The following is a 16,746-nucleotide window of genomic DNA, read 5'->3' on the forward strand; positions in this document are numbered from 1 at the left end:
AAGATTTTATGGCGGTAGATTAAGTAAACGCCGCGCAATGCGGCGTCATTCAAACACACTCAACGACTTCAAACTCTTCCGCCACCAGCTCCATCTCTTCAGAGAAGATCCCGGCTGCGCTGAAAAAGCGCTGATGCTCTTTGCGCCAGTATTCGAGGCTTAAGTCGCCTTCACCCTCTTTACGGGCAAACGCTTCGGTGACATCACAAAAGCGCGTCAGGCGCAGCGAGATGATGCGGATAACGCACACCGGCTCATCCTGGCCGTTAAGAATAATATTGTAACTGCCCAGTTTGGGCGCGGGATCTTCTGCCTGCCAGCAAGAGAATGCACCGCAGGAGGCGGTTTTGATGCCGCTGGCGACTAACGCTGCCAGCTCATCAGCCAGCGCCGGGCTGTCGCCGATCTGCCACGCCTGCGCGCCGGGGTACTTTGCTTTTAATTGTTCGAGGGTGCTCATCATAAAACCTTTTTTAACAGTCTGTTAACGGTTGAAGATAGCACGTCTTGATGCGCAATGAATGCGCCGAAAATTGGGGGGGGCAGGGAACGCGCCGACGGATTAAGCCAGCGCGTTCAGGAAAGAGAGAAGAATGAAGTTATTTCAGCTCAGCCCAAGAAAATACTGGGCAATTTTGAAGTAGATAATCAGGCCGGTGCCGTCTATCAGCGTGGCAATAAACGGCGCGGAGACCACCGCCGGATCGATACCGACGCGTTTAATCACCATCGGGATCACGGAGGAGACCACCGCGCTCCAGAGCGTAATGCAGAGCAGCGTCAGGCTGACAATTAAGGTGATCTCCGGGCCGATGCCCATCATCCATGCGCGCAGGCATCCAGCAGCGGCAAGGGTGACGGCAATCATCAGCGCGGTAGTCATCTCTTTACGGATCACCCGGCCCATGTCGGCCATCCTGACTTCGCCCAGCGCCATCGCACGCACCAGCGTAGAGGTGATTTGCGTTCCGCTATTGCCCCCCGTACCGATCAGCAGCGGAATGAAGAACGCCAGCGCAATCGCCGACTCCAGCGCCTCTTCAAAGTGCTGGATCACGCTACTGGTATAGGCTTCCGCGACAAACAGCAGTAACAGCCAGAGCGCGCGTTTTTTCCATAATCCGACCGGGCTAATCTCCAGATACGATTTTTCCAGCGGCAAGGTTGCACCCTGGCGCTGGGCATCCTCTGTCGCTTCATCGGCGAGCAGGTGCGCAATCTCTTTCTCTGCCAGACAGCCAACCAGCCTGCCGTGCTCTGTGACCGGAATCAGTGTCATCCCCCGGCTTTCGATCAGCCGGGCGGTTTCATGGCGCGTATCATCAGGCGCGGCGTGAACCAGATCGCTGGTCATTAAAGAGGTGATGGGCTTCGCGACATTCTCCTCCTGCAATAACGCTCTGATGGGCAGCGCGCCGCGCAGCATCGCACCGCATACGATAAACACGTATGTCGGAAAATAGTCATCGCTAATCTGTTGCAGAAATGTCGAGCGACCCTCTTCAACGGTCAAATCGTCAGACAGTGCAATAAAGTCGGCAGACATATAGTGGGCAAGCTTATCGCCAGCCTGATGCGCCTCTGGATAGTGTGCGCCGTGAGTATAAATATGTGACATACAACGTTCCCTATAGAAAACTGCTTACAGGGCGAACAAAACAGGAAGATATAGAAGAAGATCCCTACGTCCCGGTTTTAGCACTGAGCAACGTATCCGCGATAAACACGCCGGAAGTTACCTTGGCAACACCTTGATTCGATGGATGCCTGTATTTCCCTGTGTGGTCTCTCTCGACACCATCAGGGCGGTAACTTGTTTTTGCTCAGGAGCCTCGCCATAACAAGATCGAACTGCGGGCGGGAGTATACCCCTATATTTAAGGGGGGATAATGTGAACGTGCAGATGATTGAGGGAGCGTTTAAGTTCGCAAAAACGTTCCTGAATGAGACGATAAATACAAAAAGTTTGCCGTTTGGCTTAAGCGGCTGAAGCCGCGCCACTCAAGCCTTCCGGCTTCTGCAGGCAGCCGTCCAGGTGTGTAAGCGTTTAAAATAATTAAACTTAAACGTTGCCAAAAGAAATTTGCTGTGTCTTAATAGCGCCATCGGTTTGGAAGACAGACCTTATGAAAGCAGTTTTAGTAAAGCAGTCCTCAGTTCAAGAGTTATCCAAAGATACCCTTCTTCGTGAGCCTCCTCCTAAGTGCCAAATAAGATACTCTCTAATTACAGGCCATTATCGCCGCGCTAAGTGGCTCATCTATTAAGGAATTATCTATGTCTAATAAAATGACTGGTTTAGTAAAATGGTTCAACTCTGATAAAGGTTTTGGCTTTATCACTCCGGACGACGGCAGCAAAGATGTATTCGTACACTTCTCTGCAATCCAGAGCGACAACTACAAAACCCTGGATGAAGGTCAGAAAGTTTCCTTCACCATCGAAAACGGCGCTAAAGGCCCTGCAGCTGGCAACGTTACTGCCCTGTAAGCCGTGCTGATTATCAGCAAGCCTTACAACCGCGATGACGGCGATAGCCTGAGCAGTAAGCGCAACTGATAATGAAAAAAAACCCGCCATGTGCGGGTTTTTTTATGCCTTCGTTTTACTCAACCTTACTTCTTCTTGCCCAGCATCGACTTTAAATCCGCAAACGGGTTGTAGGTCGCCGCGCCCACATCTTTTTGCGCATCCTCTCCCGCAATTACGTTAGTGCCATACTGATCCGCTTCGGTGTATTTCGAGTGCTCATGATCGTGGCAAAACAGACACAACAGCTCCCAGTTGCTGCCATCTTCCGGGTTATTGGTGTGATCGTGATCGATATGATGAACCGTCAATTCACGCAGGTTTGAGTAAACAAACTCCCGCGAGCAGCGCCCGCATACCCACGGATAGATTTTGAGTGCTTTCTCACGATAGCCGCTTTCCAGCCGCGCGTAGTTTTTAGGGATTAAAGCCATTACCGACATTACCTGTGTTTTAGAAGAGGGTATTTGTTGACGCAGGCTAGCCTGCCTGGCCTGCGAGTTCAACCTATTCTCTTCGCCAGCGCGCGACAGCAAAAATCTCAGGCGAGCAGCAGGGGCAAATTAGCGCCTTCCCGGGGGATGAGAAGGCGCTTGCCGTTACTTAAACACTTTCTGCACAAACTCGGCGTAGGCCGGGCGCCAGACATCCATCTCATGATTGAGGCCCGGGTACATTTTGTAGTCAAAATGGACGCCCTTGCTCTCCAGCTCCGTTTTCAGCCCGGCGATATCCTTGCCGGTAACGGAGTCTTTTTCGCCGACCACCACGGTGAAGTTATGCAGCTGCTTATTCACCGCCTGCGCGTTATCAAGCTGGCGGGTAATTCCGCTATCCGGCACCGTTGCGGTGGTCACGCCGCTGAAGGTCGCCAGCCAGCCAAAGTGCTCAAGATGGTGCATACCGGAGTAGAGCGCCTGGAAGCCGCCCTGCGATAAGCCCGCCAGCGCGCGCCCGTCGGCATCTTTGCGCACGTTAAAGCGGCTATCAACCAGCGGAATAATGTCCTGCATCAGTTCACGGTCAGCGGCCTGCGCATTCAACGGATAGAACTCCTTACGCCGCTCTTTCGGCAGGAAGTTCTCCGGGATCGCCCCGGCAATATCCGTCTCCGTATCCGGCACTACCACCAGCATCGGTTTGATTTTCCCCTCCGCCAGCAGGTTATCCATGATTTGCGGCAGGCGACCCTGGTCAATCGCCGACAGGCCGGTATCGCCAAAGCCGTGATAGAAATAGAGCACTGGCAGCGGCTCGCCTTTGCCGTCATAACCCGGCGGTGTCCAGACATACATCCGGCGCTCGGCCCCCAGCGCTTTCGCGTGGTAGGTAACCGTCCGCAAATCGCCATGCGCCACCGCGCGATCGTCAAGCATCGAGCCCGGCACCAGAATCAAACTGGTGTTTACCTGGCGCTGCGGTTTCTGGAAACGGCTGCCGGTATCGACCGAGCGGAAGCCGTCTACATCGAAGTAATACTCATAGAGGTTGGGTGTCAGCACCTCGCTTTTCCACGACCAGACGCCGCGCTCATCTTTTTGCATATCATGCGAGACATAGCTGTCCGGGCTGGAGCCGGTGACTACCGAGACCCGCTTTGCGCCCGGTGCAAAAAGGCGAAAGGTGACGCTCTTATCGGCGTTGAGCTGCGTAATGTAGTGACTGACCGGCACCGATTGATCCGGCGTGACCGGAAGCGGCGCAGCCAACGCGGGCAGCGTCGAGGCACCGAGCAGGGTGGAAATAGCGAGTGTCAGGCAGGCGAGGTTTGGTTGCATTGTTGATCCTTTTTATCGTTATAGGAGATTGACCGGGCATCAGGCGATAAGCCCGGCAACCATCCGCTAAGGGATAAAAACAATACCATCTCCCGGGGCTGCGAACAGCCTGCTTAATCCGGAATGCAAACCCGGATGCGGTGGCCGTCCGGATCGCGGGCGACAAAGGTCCGGCCGAAAACCGCCTGCGCAGGCGGCTGCTCGATCTCAACGCCCAGCGCCAGCCACTGCTGGTAAAGCGCATCAACTGCCGCGCTATCCTGCACCATAAAACTCATTTCCATGCGGTTGCCCTCGCCGCCGGAGAGAAAATCGGCGGCGTGGGTGGACCACAATCCGAGGTTAAGCCCGTTGGCAAAAGAGAACGCCGCCCAAGTGGGCAGCACCACATCGGGCGTTTGCTGGAACAGCGTCTGGTAAAAATCGCTGCTGCGCTGTGGGTCGGAAACATACAGGATGAATAAATTCGGTATCATTGGGCACTTCTCTCCTCAAGGTAATGGGGAGGTGACTATCGCAGGGAGGAGTGACAAAACATGTCAGCATCAGGACCAGCGCGTGCCGGAAGATTGCTCGCGCTTTTGCAAATCCTTGCCCGCCACCGCTATCCGGTGAGCGGCGCAAGCCTGGCGGAGGAGCTGTCCATCAGCCTGCGCACGCTCTATCGCGATATCGCCTCGCTGCGCGCGCAGGGAGCGGATATTCAGGGCGAAGCGGGCACCGGTTATGTGCTTGCGCCGGGCTATCTTCTGCCGCCAATGATGTTTACCCCGGAGCAGCTGGATGCGCTGGCGCTCGGCCTGCGCTGGGTGGCGACCTATGGCGATGCGGAGATTGGCAAGGCGGCCAACGAGGTGGCGGGCAAAGTGATGCAGAGCATCCCGCCGCCGATGCAGTCGCTGTTTGAACACGCCACGCTGCTGGTGGGAAGGGCAGAAACGGCGGTGGAAAGCGAGCACGTTGCCGGGCTGCGTGCCGCTATCCGGCGACAGCTGAAAGTGAGCATTCGCTATACCGACCGCCAGGGAAACACCAGCGAGCGCGTGATCTGGCCTTTCGCCCTCGGCTACTTATCCCGCGATCTGCTGCTCGCCGCATGGTGCGAAACCCGCGGCGATTTTCGCCACTTCGCCGTCGCGCAGATTGAGAGCGTGCAGCAGCTTGCGTGCGCCGCTCCCCATTCGCGCCAGCGCCTGCTGCGTATGTGGCGCGAGGCGGGCCGCGATACGCTTGATGAGATCAGTGGCGCAGCGCCTGCGTTGCGTCTTGATAGTACGCCGTAAGCTTATCGAGAAACTGGCACAGAATATCGTTCATCTCGCGGTAATCATGGGCGCGCAGCGCGTCAGCCGTTTCAACAAAACGGAACTGCGCGGCGCGGCTCAGATCCGCTTCGGAGTGGGCGATAAGCTGCTCGACCACCTCTGGCGTTAGCTCCATATGGCACTGGAAGCCGAACACGCGATCGCTGTAGGCGACAATCTGGCGCGGGCACCCTTCACTGAAGGCGAGCACCTGCGCGTCTGCCGTCAGGCCCGGCATATCGTTATGCCAGTGCCCGACCGCCAGCGTTTCAGGGAAATGGGCAAACAGCGGGTGATTTTTGCCCGCCGCCGTGAGCGTAATGGGGAATTTACCGATCTCTTTCTCGGGGCTGTGAGCGAAAGCAGAGCCCAGCGCCTCGCCAATTAATTGTGACCCCAGGCAGATGCCGATCACCGCTTTTCCGCCCGCGATCGCCGCAGCAATAAGCGCCTGCTCGGCACGGGCATCAAAATGGGGACACTCCGCCTGCGTGGTATGCGGATCCTGAGGGCCGCCCATAACAATGAGCAGGTCAAAGGCGTCAGCCGTGGCCGGAAGCGCATCGCCCGCATAGACGCGGGAGTAGCTAACCGGGTAACCGCGCTGCTGCGCCCAGCTTTCATAGGCGCCGGGCGCTTCAAAACTTTCATGAACGATAAAATGAACCCGCATTGATGTTTGCTCCAGATTGCGATGGGGTGATATAACCCGGCCAATCATAAATGCAGGTTTTGAATCTCAAATGCCAAACAGCATAGATAAAGCGCCAAGACATGACGACGCCATTGGCTGGTCAAACCTTGCCAGAGGTTATCGACGCGGCGAGGTCGATCCGCCCCATTACCATCTGGAAGGGCAGTTGCTGTTTGCCACCCGCGGCGTGTTACTGGTAGAGACCGGCGAGCGCCGCTGGGTGATCCCGCCGCAGCGCGCATTATGGCTGCCGCCGTTACAGGAGCATAGCTATACGCTGCTCTCGCAGACTGACCTGCGCACCCTCTACTTCAGCCGCTCGCTGATTGCGGAATGCAGCAACTTCACCAAGAGCGAACTGGTGCATGTGATTGGCGCGACGCCACTGGTGAAAGAGCTGATTGCGGGGCTGTTCAGCCATGAGTATAAAGCGCCAAGCCAGCGGAGAATGGCGCTGCTGTTGCTGGAAATCCTCAGCGAAACAGAACACCTTGCCGCTGAGCTTCCTCTGCCGCAGGACGAACGCCTCGCCCGCGCCGCCAATGAATTACTGATCGGTCAGCGCTGGGACGCGTCGCTAAGCGAGCTGGCGCATATTGCAGCGATGTCGGAACGCACCTTTTCGCGCCAGTTTATCCGCGACACCGGTTTTAGCTTCAGAAGCTGGAAACAGCGGGCACGCATCTGCGCTTCGCTGGATCTGCTCTCTAACGGCATTCCGGTGAAGCAGGTCGCTTACCAGCTCGGCTTTTCCTGTCCCGCCGCTTTTACCGCGGCCTTCCGGGCGATTCTTGGCGCGACGCCGCACGAGTTTTTGCCCTGACCTGCTTCCTGTTACTCTCTACCCGGCTTCTTGCTGTAGTTGGGCATAGACCACCAGCCTTAGGTGGCGATCTTCGTCGATAATCAGCGTGGTGTGCTCGAACGGCACGGATCTTTCATCAAGCCAAAAATGGCGCACACCGTTGCACGGAGCATGTACATCATGCTGCCGCCACCAGCCGCTGAACTCAGGCGACACGCGCTCAAGCTCCTCTACCAGTTCGACAATATCGGTGCTCTGGCTGGCGCGGGCGAAGTCGCGGCGAAAGCTCGACAGCATCAGCGGAGCCTGCTGATGCCAGGCGACAAAACGCTCCTGCAGCAGTGGATCGGTGAACAGTAGCCAGAGCAGGTTACGCCGCTCGGGCGCGTGGCGACTGAAGCCGAAAAGCCTATCCGCCGGGGCGTTAAAGCCCAGCACATCCCAGCGCAGGTTGAGCACAAAGGTGGGGTGGGGGAGATCGTGCATCAGGCGGCGCACCAGCGGCGGCAGTACGCACCAGGTTTTGCCCGGTTCGGCCGGTGGGCGCGCGTGGGTGAGCATAAAGAGATGACGGCGCTCGGCCGCATCGAGTTTCAGCACCCGCGCGAGGTTGTCGAGAAACTGCGCCGAGACGCCAATATCGCGCCCCTGTTCAAGCCAGGTGTACCAGGTTAAACCGACACCGGCCAGCGCCGCCACCTCTTCGCGACGCAGCCCCGGCGTGCGGCGTCGGTTGCCGCTCGGCAGGCCGACATCGGCGGGCGACAGGCGCTGGCGGTGCGCGCGTAAAAAGGCTGCCAGATCGGGGCGGGTTCGTTCCAGAGTTCGCATCTCGGCTCTCGTTGCTAAAAGTAATAGTATAAATGGTTAAATTGTAACGGCTTAATGAAGCAGGGAGAATCGTCGCACACTCCGCTGATAATGGAAATGCGTTATGAAATCCTCTTCTTGTGCTGCGATCCCCTGCGATCGCACTCCCGCCGCCGCGCCGCCGTGGGCAGGCTTAGCCGTGCTGCTGCTGGCAGGCTTTGTCACCATTTTCGATCTCTTTGTGGTGAACGTCGCCATCCCGAGTATGCAGAGCGGGCTGGGTGCCAGCTTCGCGCAAATCAGCTTTATCGTCGCAGGCTACGAGTTGGCCTTCGGCGTGCTGCTGATCACCGGCGGGCGGCTCGGCGATCGCTTTGGTCGCCGTCGCCTCTTTGTCTTCGGTATGGCGGGCTTTACCCTCGCCTCGGCACTTTGTGGCCTGGCACCAGGCAGCGAGACGCTGATCGCCGCCCGCGTGTTGCAGGGGCTCGCAGCGGCGTTGCTCTTCCCGCAGGTCTACGCCTCGATTCGCGTTAACTTTGACGGTAACGACCGACGCCGCGCGTTTGGCCTGCTCGGCATGACCCTCGGCCTGGCAGCCATTGCCGGGCAAGTGTTGGGAGGAGCATTGATCCACGCCGATCTCTTTGGCCTGGGCTGGCGCACTATCTTTCTGATTAATATCCCGGTTGGCGTGATTGCCATCGTTGCGGCTCGCGCGATTCCCGAATCTTTCGCGCCGCAAAAACCGCTGCTCGACGGGCGCGGCGTGCTGCTAATTAGCACCGCGCTCGCACTGTTACTGGTGCCGTTGATCGAGGGGCCAACCCAGGGCTGGCCCGCGTGGACGTTATGGTCAGCAGGCGCGGCAGCAGTGATGCTGGTGCTCTTTTATCGCCAGCAGGAGCAGCGTCGGATTGCAGGCTTATGGCCGCTGGTGGATATGCGCCTGCTGGCGCAACGCCATGTCGCGCTCGGCGTAATGCTGGTGTTGCTGGTCTACTCCACCTCCAGCTCCTTCTTTCTCTGCTTTGCCCTGCTGGTGCAAAACGGGTTTGGGCTGGACCCGTTACAGGCGGGGCTGATTTTTGCACCCTGTAGCGTCGGCTTTGTGCTGGCATCACTCACCGCACCGGGGCTGGTGGCGCGCTGGGGGATCCGGGCGATTATCGGCGGGGCGCTGATCTACGCGCTGTTTATCGCCGCGCTGATTGCCCAGGTGGCGATGGCGGGGGCGCAGCTGAACCCCGTTACCCTGATCCCGGTGCTGATGATTGTTGGCGCCGGGCAGGGGGCGATCATGACGCCGCTGCTCAATCTGGTGCTCGGCTACGTTGACGAAGCGCAATCCGGCATGGCATCCGGCATCATCTCCACCGTCCAGCAGGTCGGTGCCGCGCTGGGCGTGGCGGTAGTGGCGATGCTGTTCAATGCTGCCCTGAGCAATGCCGGGCCAGTTGCGCAGGCGGGGCAGTATGCGTCGGCGTTTGTCGCGGGCATGCTCTGTAATCTGGCCGTCTCGGTGGCGATCTGCCTGCTGTTACTGGCCCTGGGCACGCAGCGGCGGGCCGCGTAGGGCAGCCCGCCGGGGCGAGTGCATCACGCTTTCTCCTGCCGCTCTTTTTGCACTTTACGCAGCAGCAGCCACATTCTGACGGTGCGCACCGCCACATTGCGCGCGGCGGCGCTGGGCGGCACCGGATCGGGCGAAGGAGCGTGGTGAGAGAATTTAAACGGCGCACTGCCGTTGAGGGTCAGATTGGCGACGATCGCCGTCAGCGTGCCGATGGTGATGCCGCTGTGCAGAAACAGCTGCACCGTTGGTGGAAACTGGGTAAACAGCGTCGGCACCAGCACCGGCATCATCCCCAGCCCGAGCGTCAGCGCCACCACCATACCGTTATTGTTGTTGCGATAATCGACCTGCCCGAGGGTACGAATGCCCGAGACGGCAACCATGCCGAACATCACAATCCCCGCGCCGCCCAGCACCGGTTTGGGGATTAACACCACCAGCGCCGCCAGTTTGGCAAACAGCCCCATCAGCATCAAAATCACTCCCGACATGGCAACGACAAAACGGCTGCGCACGCCGGTGAGGCCGATAAGCCCGACGTTTTGCGCAAAGGCGGCATAGGGGAAGAGGTTGAATAACCCGCAGATCATGGTTGCCAGCCCGCAGGTGTTAAGGCCGTTACGCAGCATCCGTGCATCGACGTTTTTGCCGACAATATCGCCGGTCGCCATCATCGACGACATCGTTTCCACCATGACTACTACCATCACCATCGACAGCAGGGCGACGGGCAGCAGGTGAAACTCCGGTTTCGCAAACGGCAACGCCTGCGGCAGATGCAGCCAGGGCGTCGCCTGAACCAGCTGAAAATCGAGCGGTTTAAATACGCTCCACAGCAGCGTGCCGACCACCAGCCCAATCAGCACCGAGGTGTTTTTAATCACCCCGGAGGCGAAGGTGTAGATATTGAGGATCACCACCAGCGTCACGGCAGCCATCAGGAGTGAAATCAGGTCGCCAAAGCCGTGCATATCGCTTGCGCCGCCGCCGACCCAGCCACCGGCGACGGGCAGAATCGACAGGCCGATAAGCGTGACGATACTGCCCATCACCACTCTGGGAAAAAAGCGGATCAGCTTACTGATCCACGGCGCGCAGCAGAGGATAAAGATCCCCGAGATAATCACCGCCCCGGAGATGCCGCCGAGGCCATACTCCTTCCCAATCAGCACCATTGGGATTAGTGCTGCGAAGGTGCAGCCCTGGATCAGCGGCAGCCGACAGCCAAGCCACTGCGTCACCCCCAGCGACTGCATCAGCGTTGCGCCGCCGCAAATAAACAGATCGGCGCTGATGAGCAAAATAATCTGTTCTGCCGGCAGCCCGACCGCGTTGCCCACCACTAGCGGCACCGCCACCGCACCGGCATACATCACCAGCACATGTTGCAGGCCATAAAAAAACATCTGCGTAACGGGCAGAACCTCATCAACGGACGCGGTCGATGCCGCCATAGCACTCTCTTTCATGAGTTCTCTCTCCTGTGCGGATCGGGCAAACCACTCAACCCTACCGTGTAGCGCCTGCCCGCCCGGCTTGCACCAACGGGCGGGCAGGCGGGGTCAGTTCAGGGCATCCATCCTTGCCCATAGCCGTTTTGCCACCGCCTGCGCCTCGGCAAACAGCGGCGCGCAATCGAGGGTAAAGCGGCGATCCTGGTAAATCATCCTGCCGTTCACCATCACGCTGTGCACGCTGTTGGAACTGAGGCCAAACGCCAGATGCCCGGCGACATTCGCATCAACCAGCGGCGTCGGCGGCAGATAGTCGCAGATGGTCAAATCCGCTTTATACCCCGCTTCGATACGGCCAAAGCGGGCGTTGAAGTTGCGGTTCAGCACCTCGTTGCCGTTATAGAGCGCACGGGCGAAGCTGTCGGGCCACAGCGCGCCGCCCGCATCGCGGTGCTTGAAGAAGGCGAACTTTAGCTCTTCAAACATATCGGAGCCGATGCCGTCAGTGCCGAGGGCAAGGTGGCGGAACTGCGCCAGCCGGTGGTTATAGCCGACGTGGTTATTCATGTTTGAACGGACGTTATGAATCAGAAAACCGTCATGGGCATTGAGCAGCGAGATATCGATGTCGGAGAGATAGAGCCCGTGGGCGACAAGGGTTTTGTCATCAAGCAGGTCATACTCAGCCAGCCGCTCCAGCGGATCTTTTCCATAGTGGTGATGGCTATGGGCGACATCATAGCGATCCTCGGCGACATGAATATGCAGCCCGCGCCCGGTCGCTTTTCGCGCCTCACTGAGCATCACCAACCCTTCGTGCGGCACGGTAAAGGGCGCATGCGCGCCAATACAGGCCTCGACCAGATAAGGTTCCTGCTCTTTTTGCCGTGCGGCGTCGATCTCTTTGGCAAAGCGGATATTCTCCTCCACGCCTTTACATACCTCGCGCAGCCCCTCGTTGCGGTCGGTGGTCTCAAAGCAGGTCATACCGCGCAGCCCGACGGTGAGAAAAGCGCGGCGCAGCTGGCTGAGCGAACCGGCGATATACCCCGGCGAAGCGTGATGATCAATCACTGCCGTGCAGCCGCTGCGCACCGCTTCCAGCGCACAGATAAGCGCGCTGTAGTAGAGCGACTCGGCGTCGATGGCCCGGTCGAGCCGCCACCAGAGGTTTTTCAGCGTCGAGATAAAATCGGGGCTGGGGGCGATTTTCGCCTGAATCCCACGCGATAAACCGGAGTAGAAGTGGTTATGGGCGCAGACCAGGCCGGGCATCACCAGCCGACCCTGCATTTCAATCACCTGCGCGCCCATATAGCGCTGCTCCAGCCCGCTATCGACCGCGAGGATCAGGTCATCTTTAATCGCGATATCGACCTGTTGCCACACTTTCGCCGGGAAGAGCTGCGCGGCGGTGGCATTTTTCAGGATGGTGAGACTCATTGTTCTACCTCGCTAAGCAGATAGTGATAGTGCTCATGGACGTGGCCGATAATGCGGCACATCGCCTCCAGCTGCGGTGGCACATGGCCGAAATGGCCATCCGCATCGATATCCAGCTGCCACTGCTGGTTATGCTGGCGGATAGAGACGCGCTGGTTGTCGATGAAAAAGCCGGGGTTGTGGCTGTTGAGAAAATCCTCTTCGAGGCTGAAGAGGGTCACTTTGTCCTGATAGGGCTTGCCCTGCCACGGGCAGAACTGCGCGCAGTTGCCGCACTCGTTGCACCAGGCATCCAGATGCAGGGTCTGGAAACGGTTGTTGAAGCCGGGGATCGGCAGCGAGATATTCGCCCGGTTCGGGCAGACATCGACGCATTTGCTGCAAATGTAGCTACAGGCCAGGCAACGGTTCGCCTCCTGGGCGACAAAACTTTCCCGATCCGCCTTATCCGCCTGCGCCAGGGCGATGTCGCCTTTGCGCTGATAAATCTCCGCTGGATCGACATTGCTCCAGTATTTGCTCTGTTGATGGCTGGCGAGACTTTCACGTGCGAGGATCGCCTCCGCTGCCCGCCGGGCATTGCCGATGGCAGCGACAATCGACGCCGGACCACGTTGCACATCGCCAATTAAAAAGACGTTGGTGAGGCGCGTTTCACCCTCGGCATTGACCGCCACGCGGCCCTGTTCATCAACAGGCAGGCCGAATGCCGCCAGCGCCGCGTTATTCTGCTGCTCGCCGATGGCGGTAATCACGCTATCGACCTGCATGGTGCGCGTTTTGTCTGTGGCCAGCGGCTGGCGTCGCCCTGCGGCATCAGCCTCACCGAGCTGCATCACGCGCAGGGTCAGCGTGCCGTCTGGCGCAAACTGCTCCGGGTTGCTCAGCCACGCAAACTCCACCCCTGCACGGCGCGCCTCTTCATACTCTTCGCGCCAGGCGGGCATCTCTTTGCGCGAACGGCGGTAAACCACGGTGGCACGCTCAACGCCCGGTATGCGCAGCGCCGCGCGGGCGCAATCCATCGCCGTGTTGCCCGCGCCGATAATCGCCACATGTTTACCCGGCTGCAAAGGCTCGCCGCGATGAAAGGCGCGCAGAAACGCCAGCGAGGCGTGAATATTCGGGTTATCGCCACCCAGCGCCACCGCGCGGCTCTGATCCGCGCCGGTCGCTACCAGCACATAGTGAAAACCCTGCTTTCGCAGCTGCGCAACGGTCAGGTGTGGGTCGCAGCCGTAAACGATCTTCACGCCGTGCTGCACCACGAAATCAATATCGTGCTCAATCAGCTCCGGCGGTATACGAAATGGCGGAATGATATTTTTCACCACGCCACCGGCGCTCGCTTCGCGCTCAAACAGCGTCACCGGATGCCCGGCGCGGGCGAGAAAGTAGCCGGCCGCCAGCCCGGCAGGCCCGGCACCGATCACCGCTACCGGATGGCGTGAACCGGAGCCTGCCGGTTTATGCCAGCGGCGTTGATACGCTTCCCACCCCTTTTCCAGCGCCACCTTCTTCAGCTCACGAATATTTACCGCGCTCTCATAATCCAGCCGCGTGCAGTTGTACTGACACTGGTGATCGCAGATATGACCCGTCATCGCCGGGAGCGCATTGCGCTGGTAAATCAACGCCAGCGCATCGGCGTAGCGGCCCTCGCCAAGCAGGCGAATATACTCCGGGATATCCTGTTTGATGGCGCAGGCGCTGACGCACGGCGCAACATAGCAGTCGGTGGCGGGCAGCGGGCTGGCGACCTCAATGCGATCGTCCGGCTTCCACCCTTTCTGCGTGTACGCCATGGTGATGGCGCGCTCGGCCAGCGCGTCGAGGCGCGCGACATCAATAGCGGTCATCTCCCAGCCCTGCGCCTGCTCCAGCTCGCGCAGGCAGGCGGTGAGGCGCAGATAGCCGCCCGGTTTCAGCAGATCCGTTGCCAGCGTAATCGGGCGAATGCCGGTCTCGAAGATGTCGCGAATGGTGAGCTGACTGGCACCGCCGGAGTAGGAGATCGGCAGCTTGCCGTCGAAGGCGCGCGACAGCCGGGCGGCAACATTGATGGCCAGCGGGAAGAGGGCGCGCCCGGACATATACATCTCGCCGCCCGGCAACACGCCACGGGTATTGACCGTGCCGAGGGTGTTGGTCATCTTGACGCCGAAGCTGCGCTGCTGCCCGGCCGCCAGCGCCATCAGCCGGGTCAGCATCGCCACCGCCGGGGCAAACTGTAAGTCGTGGGCGAAGGACTCCTCATTAAGCACAATCTCCTCAAAGCCGCAGCGGTCGAGGATCTCGCGTACGCGTCCGTAGCCCAGCAGGGTCGGGTTGAGTTTGACGAAGGTGTTGAGCCGCTTCTCCACCAGCATATAGCGGCAGATGGCTTCAATCTCATTCGGCGGGCAGCCGTGCATGGTAGAGAGCGTCACCCCCTGCACCAGCGTGGCGGGAATGCGCTCAGAGAGCGATTGCAGCCTGGCCGAGCGGGCATGATTTGGCAGGCGGGCGAGGAAGTCGGCGTTATTCAGGCAGTGATGCAGAGTGGTGCGATAGAGGTGAAATTTCGGCTCCGCTGAGGCGTCCATCATGCGGGCGATAAAGGTCTGCATCGGCGGCTGCTTGATCCCCTCAAGGTTGTAGCCGACGCTCATATTGAAAATAAACGATTTCTCTTCTGTTCTCGGCGTCTGCGGGAACACCGCATCGAGCAGATGCAGCACAAACCAGGCTTTCAGGTACTCATCCCAGGCCTTTGCCAGGGTGAACTCCGTCGACCACTCGGTATTAAACCCGGCATCTGCGGCATCAATACAGGGTTTTTCAATCTCAAGGCGATCGAGGATCTGCACGGTTTTTAATTCGATAAAACGCCCACCCGTCAGCCAGGCGGTAATAATATTTTGCGCCAGCTGCGTATGCGGTCCGGCGGCGGGGCCAAGCGGGGTGGCGCAGGATTCGCCAAATACCGTAATGGGCCGCGAACGATCGGTTGAATAGAATTGCTGTTCGGGAATGCCAAATATTGACCGCTGGCTCTGATACTCCGCAAAAATACGCGTCAGCAGCGCCTCAAACGGCACGGGGCGCATAATATCTCCCATAACCCTCTCCTCTGGCTTATTCAGATAAACGACATTGCCGCACTATTTTTCATCGCAGCGGCGAGGGGAGAGAAAGCAACAATCACACCACTCCTGGTTTAAGTGGTTGAAAGAGCGTGAAAGTGTGAGATGTCTCTAAAGTTATGCCGGTTGCGGGTGTTCACTTAAGCGGTTATCAGGCAGGCGTGATTTTCATTTTCTCAAAAAGCGCAAAGAAACTATCAGAGTGATAATTTCCCGCCTGCCGCTACGTATTAGCGTGGTTATTACTGATTAATCTTCAGGCAAATATCAGGTTCGTTTACGACGCGGCTCACGCTTTAAAAAATAAAACGGCAGACGAGTATAAATATTGCATTACTCAAAGATGAAAAAGCGTGCCACGCGCGGACTAAATAACCTTGAGGATGTTATGACGATTTTTGCAGAAGCAGCAAAACTTGAAGAGCAGAACCGGCCTTTTGCCCTGGCGCAGATTATTGACAGCCGTGGGTCAGCCCCCCGGCACACTGCGCAGATGTTGATTCGCGATGACGGCACGATCATCGGCACCATCGGCGGCGGCGTGATTGAACGCCACGTTATTAACGAGGCGCTGGAGGCGCTGCGGGAGAAAACCGCCCGCGTTTTTCATGGCCGTATGGCGCGCAGCGGGCAGAATGCGGTCGGCGCGGACTGCGGCGGCGCAATGACGGTGCATATCAGCGTGCATGGCCTGCGCCCCCGGCTGGTGCTGGTTGGCGCAGGCCATGTTAACCGCGCGATGGCGCACGCGGCGGTGCCGCTCGGGTTTGATATCGCCGTTGGCGACACCTATCTACAGAGCCTCACCTCTGATGCCTTCCTCCCCTCCATTCGGCTGGTGTATGGGCAAAACTTTGTCGAGGTGATCGACAACCTCGCGATTCAGCCGCAGGACTACGTGCTGATCGCCACCCATAACCAGGATCGTGAGGCGCTGGAGCTGCTGATTGACCAGCCGGTGGCGTGGCTTGGGCTGCTGTCGAGTCGGCGTAAGGTGCAATCCTTTCTGCGCCAGCTGCGCGATACGGGCGTCAGCGACAGCGCGCTTGCCCGCCTGCGCGCGCCGGTAGGGTATGACATTGGCGCCGAGACGCCGCAGGAGATCGCCATCAGCATACTGGCGGAGATCCTGCAGGTGAAAAACCGCGCGGCGGGCGGGCTGCTCGGCCTCAACATGCCCGCACACCAACAGAGCGAAACGCCCATCGCGGTCAGCTGATCGGCTCA

General features: G+C 58.7%; 14 protein-coding genes, 1 pseudogene and 1 riboswitch. Of the genes and pseudogenes, 5 read left to right on the top strand and 10 right to left on the bottom strand.

What is annotated here, in order from left to right; genetic code table 11:
* Positions 1-49: 49 nt before the first annotated feature.
* Together ABIC80_RS01245 and ABIC80_RS01250 are read right to left on the bottom strand one after the other, a co-directional pair.
* Complete coding sequence (locus ABIC80_RS01245) at positions 50-460, bottom strand: ASCH domain-containing protein (protein WP_429176444.1); 411 nt, start codon at positions 458-460, stop codon at positions 50-52.
* A gap of 144 nt (positions 461-604) precedes the next feature.
* On the bottom strand, positions 605-1,618 hold the full coding sequence (locus ABIC80_RS01250; RefSeq protein WP_076770216.1) for a magnesium transporter: 1,014 nt from the start codon (positions 1,616-1,618) through the stop codon (positions 605-607).
* A gap of 55 nt (positions 1,619-1,673) precedes the next feature.
* A riboswitch (M-box (ykoK) riboswitch) is annotated at positions 1,674-1,852 on the bottom strand.
* 426 nt (positions 1,853-2,278) lie between these two features.
* Here ABIC80_RS01250 and cspE point away from each other — a divergent pair.
* Complete coding sequence (gene cspE / locus ABIC80_RS01255; RefSeq protein WP_042716246.1) at positions 2,279-2,491, top strand: transcription antiterminator/RNA stability regulator CspE; 213 nt, start codon at positions 2,279-2,281, stop codon at positions 2,489-2,491.
* A 125-nt stretch (positions 2,492-2,616) separates the two neighbouring features.
* Here cspE and yajD read toward each other — a convergent pair whose 3' ends face one another.
* From yajD to ABIC80_RS01270, 3 genes are all read right to left on the bottom strand, one after another.
* The gene (gene yajD, locus ABIC80_RS01260; protein ID WP_023479696.1) at positions 2,617-2,964 is read right to left on the bottom strand and encodes an HNH nuclease YajD; all 348 of its coding nucleotides are present in this window, start codon (positions 2,962-2,964) and stop codon (positions 2,617-2,619) included.
* 165 nt (positions 2,965-3,129) lie between these two features.
* Entirely contained in the window at positions 3,130-4,308 is a 1,179-nt protein-coding gene (locus ABIC80_RS01265) for an alpha/beta hydrolase-fold protein (protein ID WP_429175086.1), read from the bottom strand.
* A 113-nt stretch (positions 4,309-4,421) separates the two neighbouring features.
* Positions 4,422-4,784 (bottom strand): VOC family protein, encoded by a 363-nt coding sequence (locus ABIC80_RS01270; protein WP_429175088.1) that lies wholly within the window; start codon positions 4,782-4,784, stop codon positions 4,422-4,424.
* Between the two features lie 60 nt (positions 4,785-4,844).
* Between ABIC80_RS01270 and ABIC80_RS01275 the strand changes: the two genes are divergently transcribed.
* On the top strand, positions 4,845-5,591 hold the full coding sequence (locus tag ABIC80_RS01275) for a helix-turn-helix transcriptional regulator (protein ID WP_042716256.1): 747 nt from the start codon (positions 4,845-4,847) through the stop codon (positions 5,589-5,591).
* Here ABIC80_RS01275 and ABIC80_RS01280 read toward each other — a convergent pair.
* Positions 5,548-6,285 (bottom strand): glutamine amidotransferase-related protein, encoded by a 738-nt coding sequence (locus tag ABIC80_RS01280; protein WP_429175090.1) that lies wholly within the window; start codon positions 6,283-6,285, stop codon positions 5,548-5,550. The two genes, ABIC80_RS01275 and ABIC80_RS01280, sit on opposite strands and share 44 nt — an antisense overlap.
* A 70-nt stretch (positions 6,286-6,355) precedes the next feature.
* Here ABIC80_RS01280 and ABIC80_RS01285 point away from each other — a divergent pair, with 70 nt between their 5' ends.
* Positions 6,356-7,129 (top strand): AraC family transcriptional regulator, encoded by a 774-nt coding sequence (locus ABIC80_RS01285; protein ID WP_429175093.1) that lies wholly within the window; start codon positions 6,356-6,358, stop codon positions 7,127-7,129.
* Positions 7,130-7,147: 18 nt separating this feature from the next.
* Here the strand turns inward: ABIC80_RS01285 and ABIC80_RS01290 are convergent, their stop codons facing one another.
* On the bottom strand, positions 7,148-7,942 hold the full coding sequence (locus tag ABIC80_RS01290; RefSeq protein ID WP_429175096.1) for a helix-turn-helix transcriptional regulator: 795 nt from the start codon (positions 7,940-7,942) through the stop codon (positions 7,148-7,150).
* Between the two features lie 103 nt (positions 7,943-8,045).
* On the opposite strand from ABIC80_RS01290, the gene ABIC80_RS01295 reads away from it, so the two are divergent.
* Positions 8,046-9,497: an MFS transporter gene (locus tag ABIC80_RS01295; protein WP_429175099.1), complete on the top strand. Its 1,452-nt coding sequence runs from the start codon at positions 8,046-8,048 to the stop codon at positions 9,495-9,497.
* A gap of 23 nt (positions 9,498-9,520) precedes the next feature.
* On the opposite strand, the gene ABIC80_RS01300 is transcribed toward ABIC80_RS01295, so the two are convergent.
* The 3 genes from ABIC80_RS01300 to ygfK all read right to left on the bottom strand — a co-directional run bounded on the left by ABIC80_RS01300 (position 9,521) and on the right by ygfK (position 15,495).
* Entirely contained in the window at positions 9,521-10,966 is a 1,446-nt protein-coding gene (locus ABIC80_RS01300; protein ID WP_429175101.1) for a nucleobase:cation symporter-2 family protein, read from the bottom strand.
* Between the two features lie 93 nt (positions 10,967-11,059).
* Positions 11,060-12,394 (bottom strand): putative aminohydrolase SsnA, encoded by a 1,335-nt coding sequence (gene ssnA, locus ABIC80_RS01305; protein ID WP_429175104.1) that lies wholly within the window; start codon positions 12,392-12,394, stop codon positions 11,060-11,062.
* Positions 12,391-15,495 (bottom strand): putative selenate reductase subunit YgfK, encoded by a 3,105-nt coding sequence (ygfK, locus tag ABIC80_RS01310; RefSeq protein ID WP_429175107.1) that lies wholly within the window; start codon positions 15,493-15,495, stop codon positions 12,391-12,393. Before ygfK ends, ssnA begins: the two co-directional genes overlap by 4 nt.
* Before the next feature lie 412 nt (positions 15,496-15,907).
* Between ygfK and ABIC80_RS01315 the strand changes: the two are divergent.
* Positions 15,908-16,711 (top strand): annotated as a pseudogene (locus ABIC80_RS01315) (XdhC family protein); the annotation flags it as partial.
* Between the last annotated feature and the right edge of the window lie 35 nt (positions 16,712-16,746).

Source organism: Kosakonia sp. 1610 (assembly GCF_050435845.1).
GTDB classification, from domain to species: domain Bacteria; phylum Pseudomonadota; class Gammaproteobacteria; order Enterobacterales; family Enterobacteriaceae; genus Kosakonia; species Kosakonia cowanii.

Excerpts from the sequence above, each read along its gene's own strand:
- ABIC80_RS01245 (WP_429176444.1), bottom strand. The coding sequence starts at position 460 with ATGAGCACCCTCGAACAATTAAAAGCAAAGTACCCCGGCGCGCAGGCG.
- ABIC80_RS01250 (WP_076770216.1), bottom strand. The coding sequence starts at position 1,618 with ATGTCACATATTTATACTCACGGCGCACACTATCCAGAGGCGCATCAG.
- cspE (WP_042716246.1), top strand. The coding sequence starts at position 2,279 with ATGTCTAATAAAATGACTGGTTTAGTAAAATGGTTCAACTCTGATAAA.
- yajD (WP_023479696.1), bottom strand. The coding sequence starts at position 2,964 with ATGGCTTTAATCCCTAAAAACTACGCGCGGCTGGAAAGCGGCTATCGT.
- ABIC80_RS01265 (WP_429175086.1), bottom strand. The coding sequence starts at position 4,308 with ATGCAACCAAACCTCGCCTGCCTGACACTCGCTATTTCCACCCTGCTC.
- ABIC80_RS01270 (WP_429175088.1), bottom strand. The coding sequence starts at position 4,784 with ATGATACCGAATTTATTCATCCTGTATGTTTCCGACCCACAGCGCAGC.
- ABIC80_RS01275 (WP_042716256.1), top strand. The coding sequence starts at position 4,845 with ATGTCAGCATCAGGACCAGCGCGTGCCGGAAGATTGCTCGCGCTTTTG.
- ABIC80_RS01280 (WP_429175090.1), bottom strand. The coding sequence starts at position 6,285 with ATGCGGGTTCATTTTATCGTTCATGAAAGTTTTGAAGCGCCCGGCGCC.
- ABIC80_RS01285 (WP_429175093.1), top strand. The coding sequence starts at position 6,356 with ATGCCAAACAGCATAGATAAAGCGCCAAGACATGACGACGCCATTGGC.
- ABIC80_RS01290 (WP_429175096.1), bottom strand. The coding sequence starts at position 7,942 with ATGCGAACTCTGGAACGAACCCGCCCCGATCTGGCAGCCTTTTTACGC.
- ABIC80_RS01295 (WP_429175099.1), top strand. The coding sequence starts at position 8,046 with ATGAAATCCTCTTCTTGTGCTGCGATCCCCTGCGATCGCACTCCCGCC.
- ABIC80_RS01300 (WP_429175101.1), bottom strand. The coding sequence starts at position 10,966 with ATGAAAGAGAGTGCTATGGCGGCATCGACCGCGTCCGTTGATGAGGTT.
- ssnA (WP_429175104.1), bottom strand. The coding sequence starts at position 12,394 with ATGAGTCTCACCATCCTGAAAAATGCCACCGCCGCGCAGCTCTTCCCG.
- ygfK (WP_429175107.1), bottom strand. The coding sequence starts at position 15,495 with ATGGGAGATATTATGCGCCCCGTGCCGTTTGAGGCGCTGCTGACGCGT.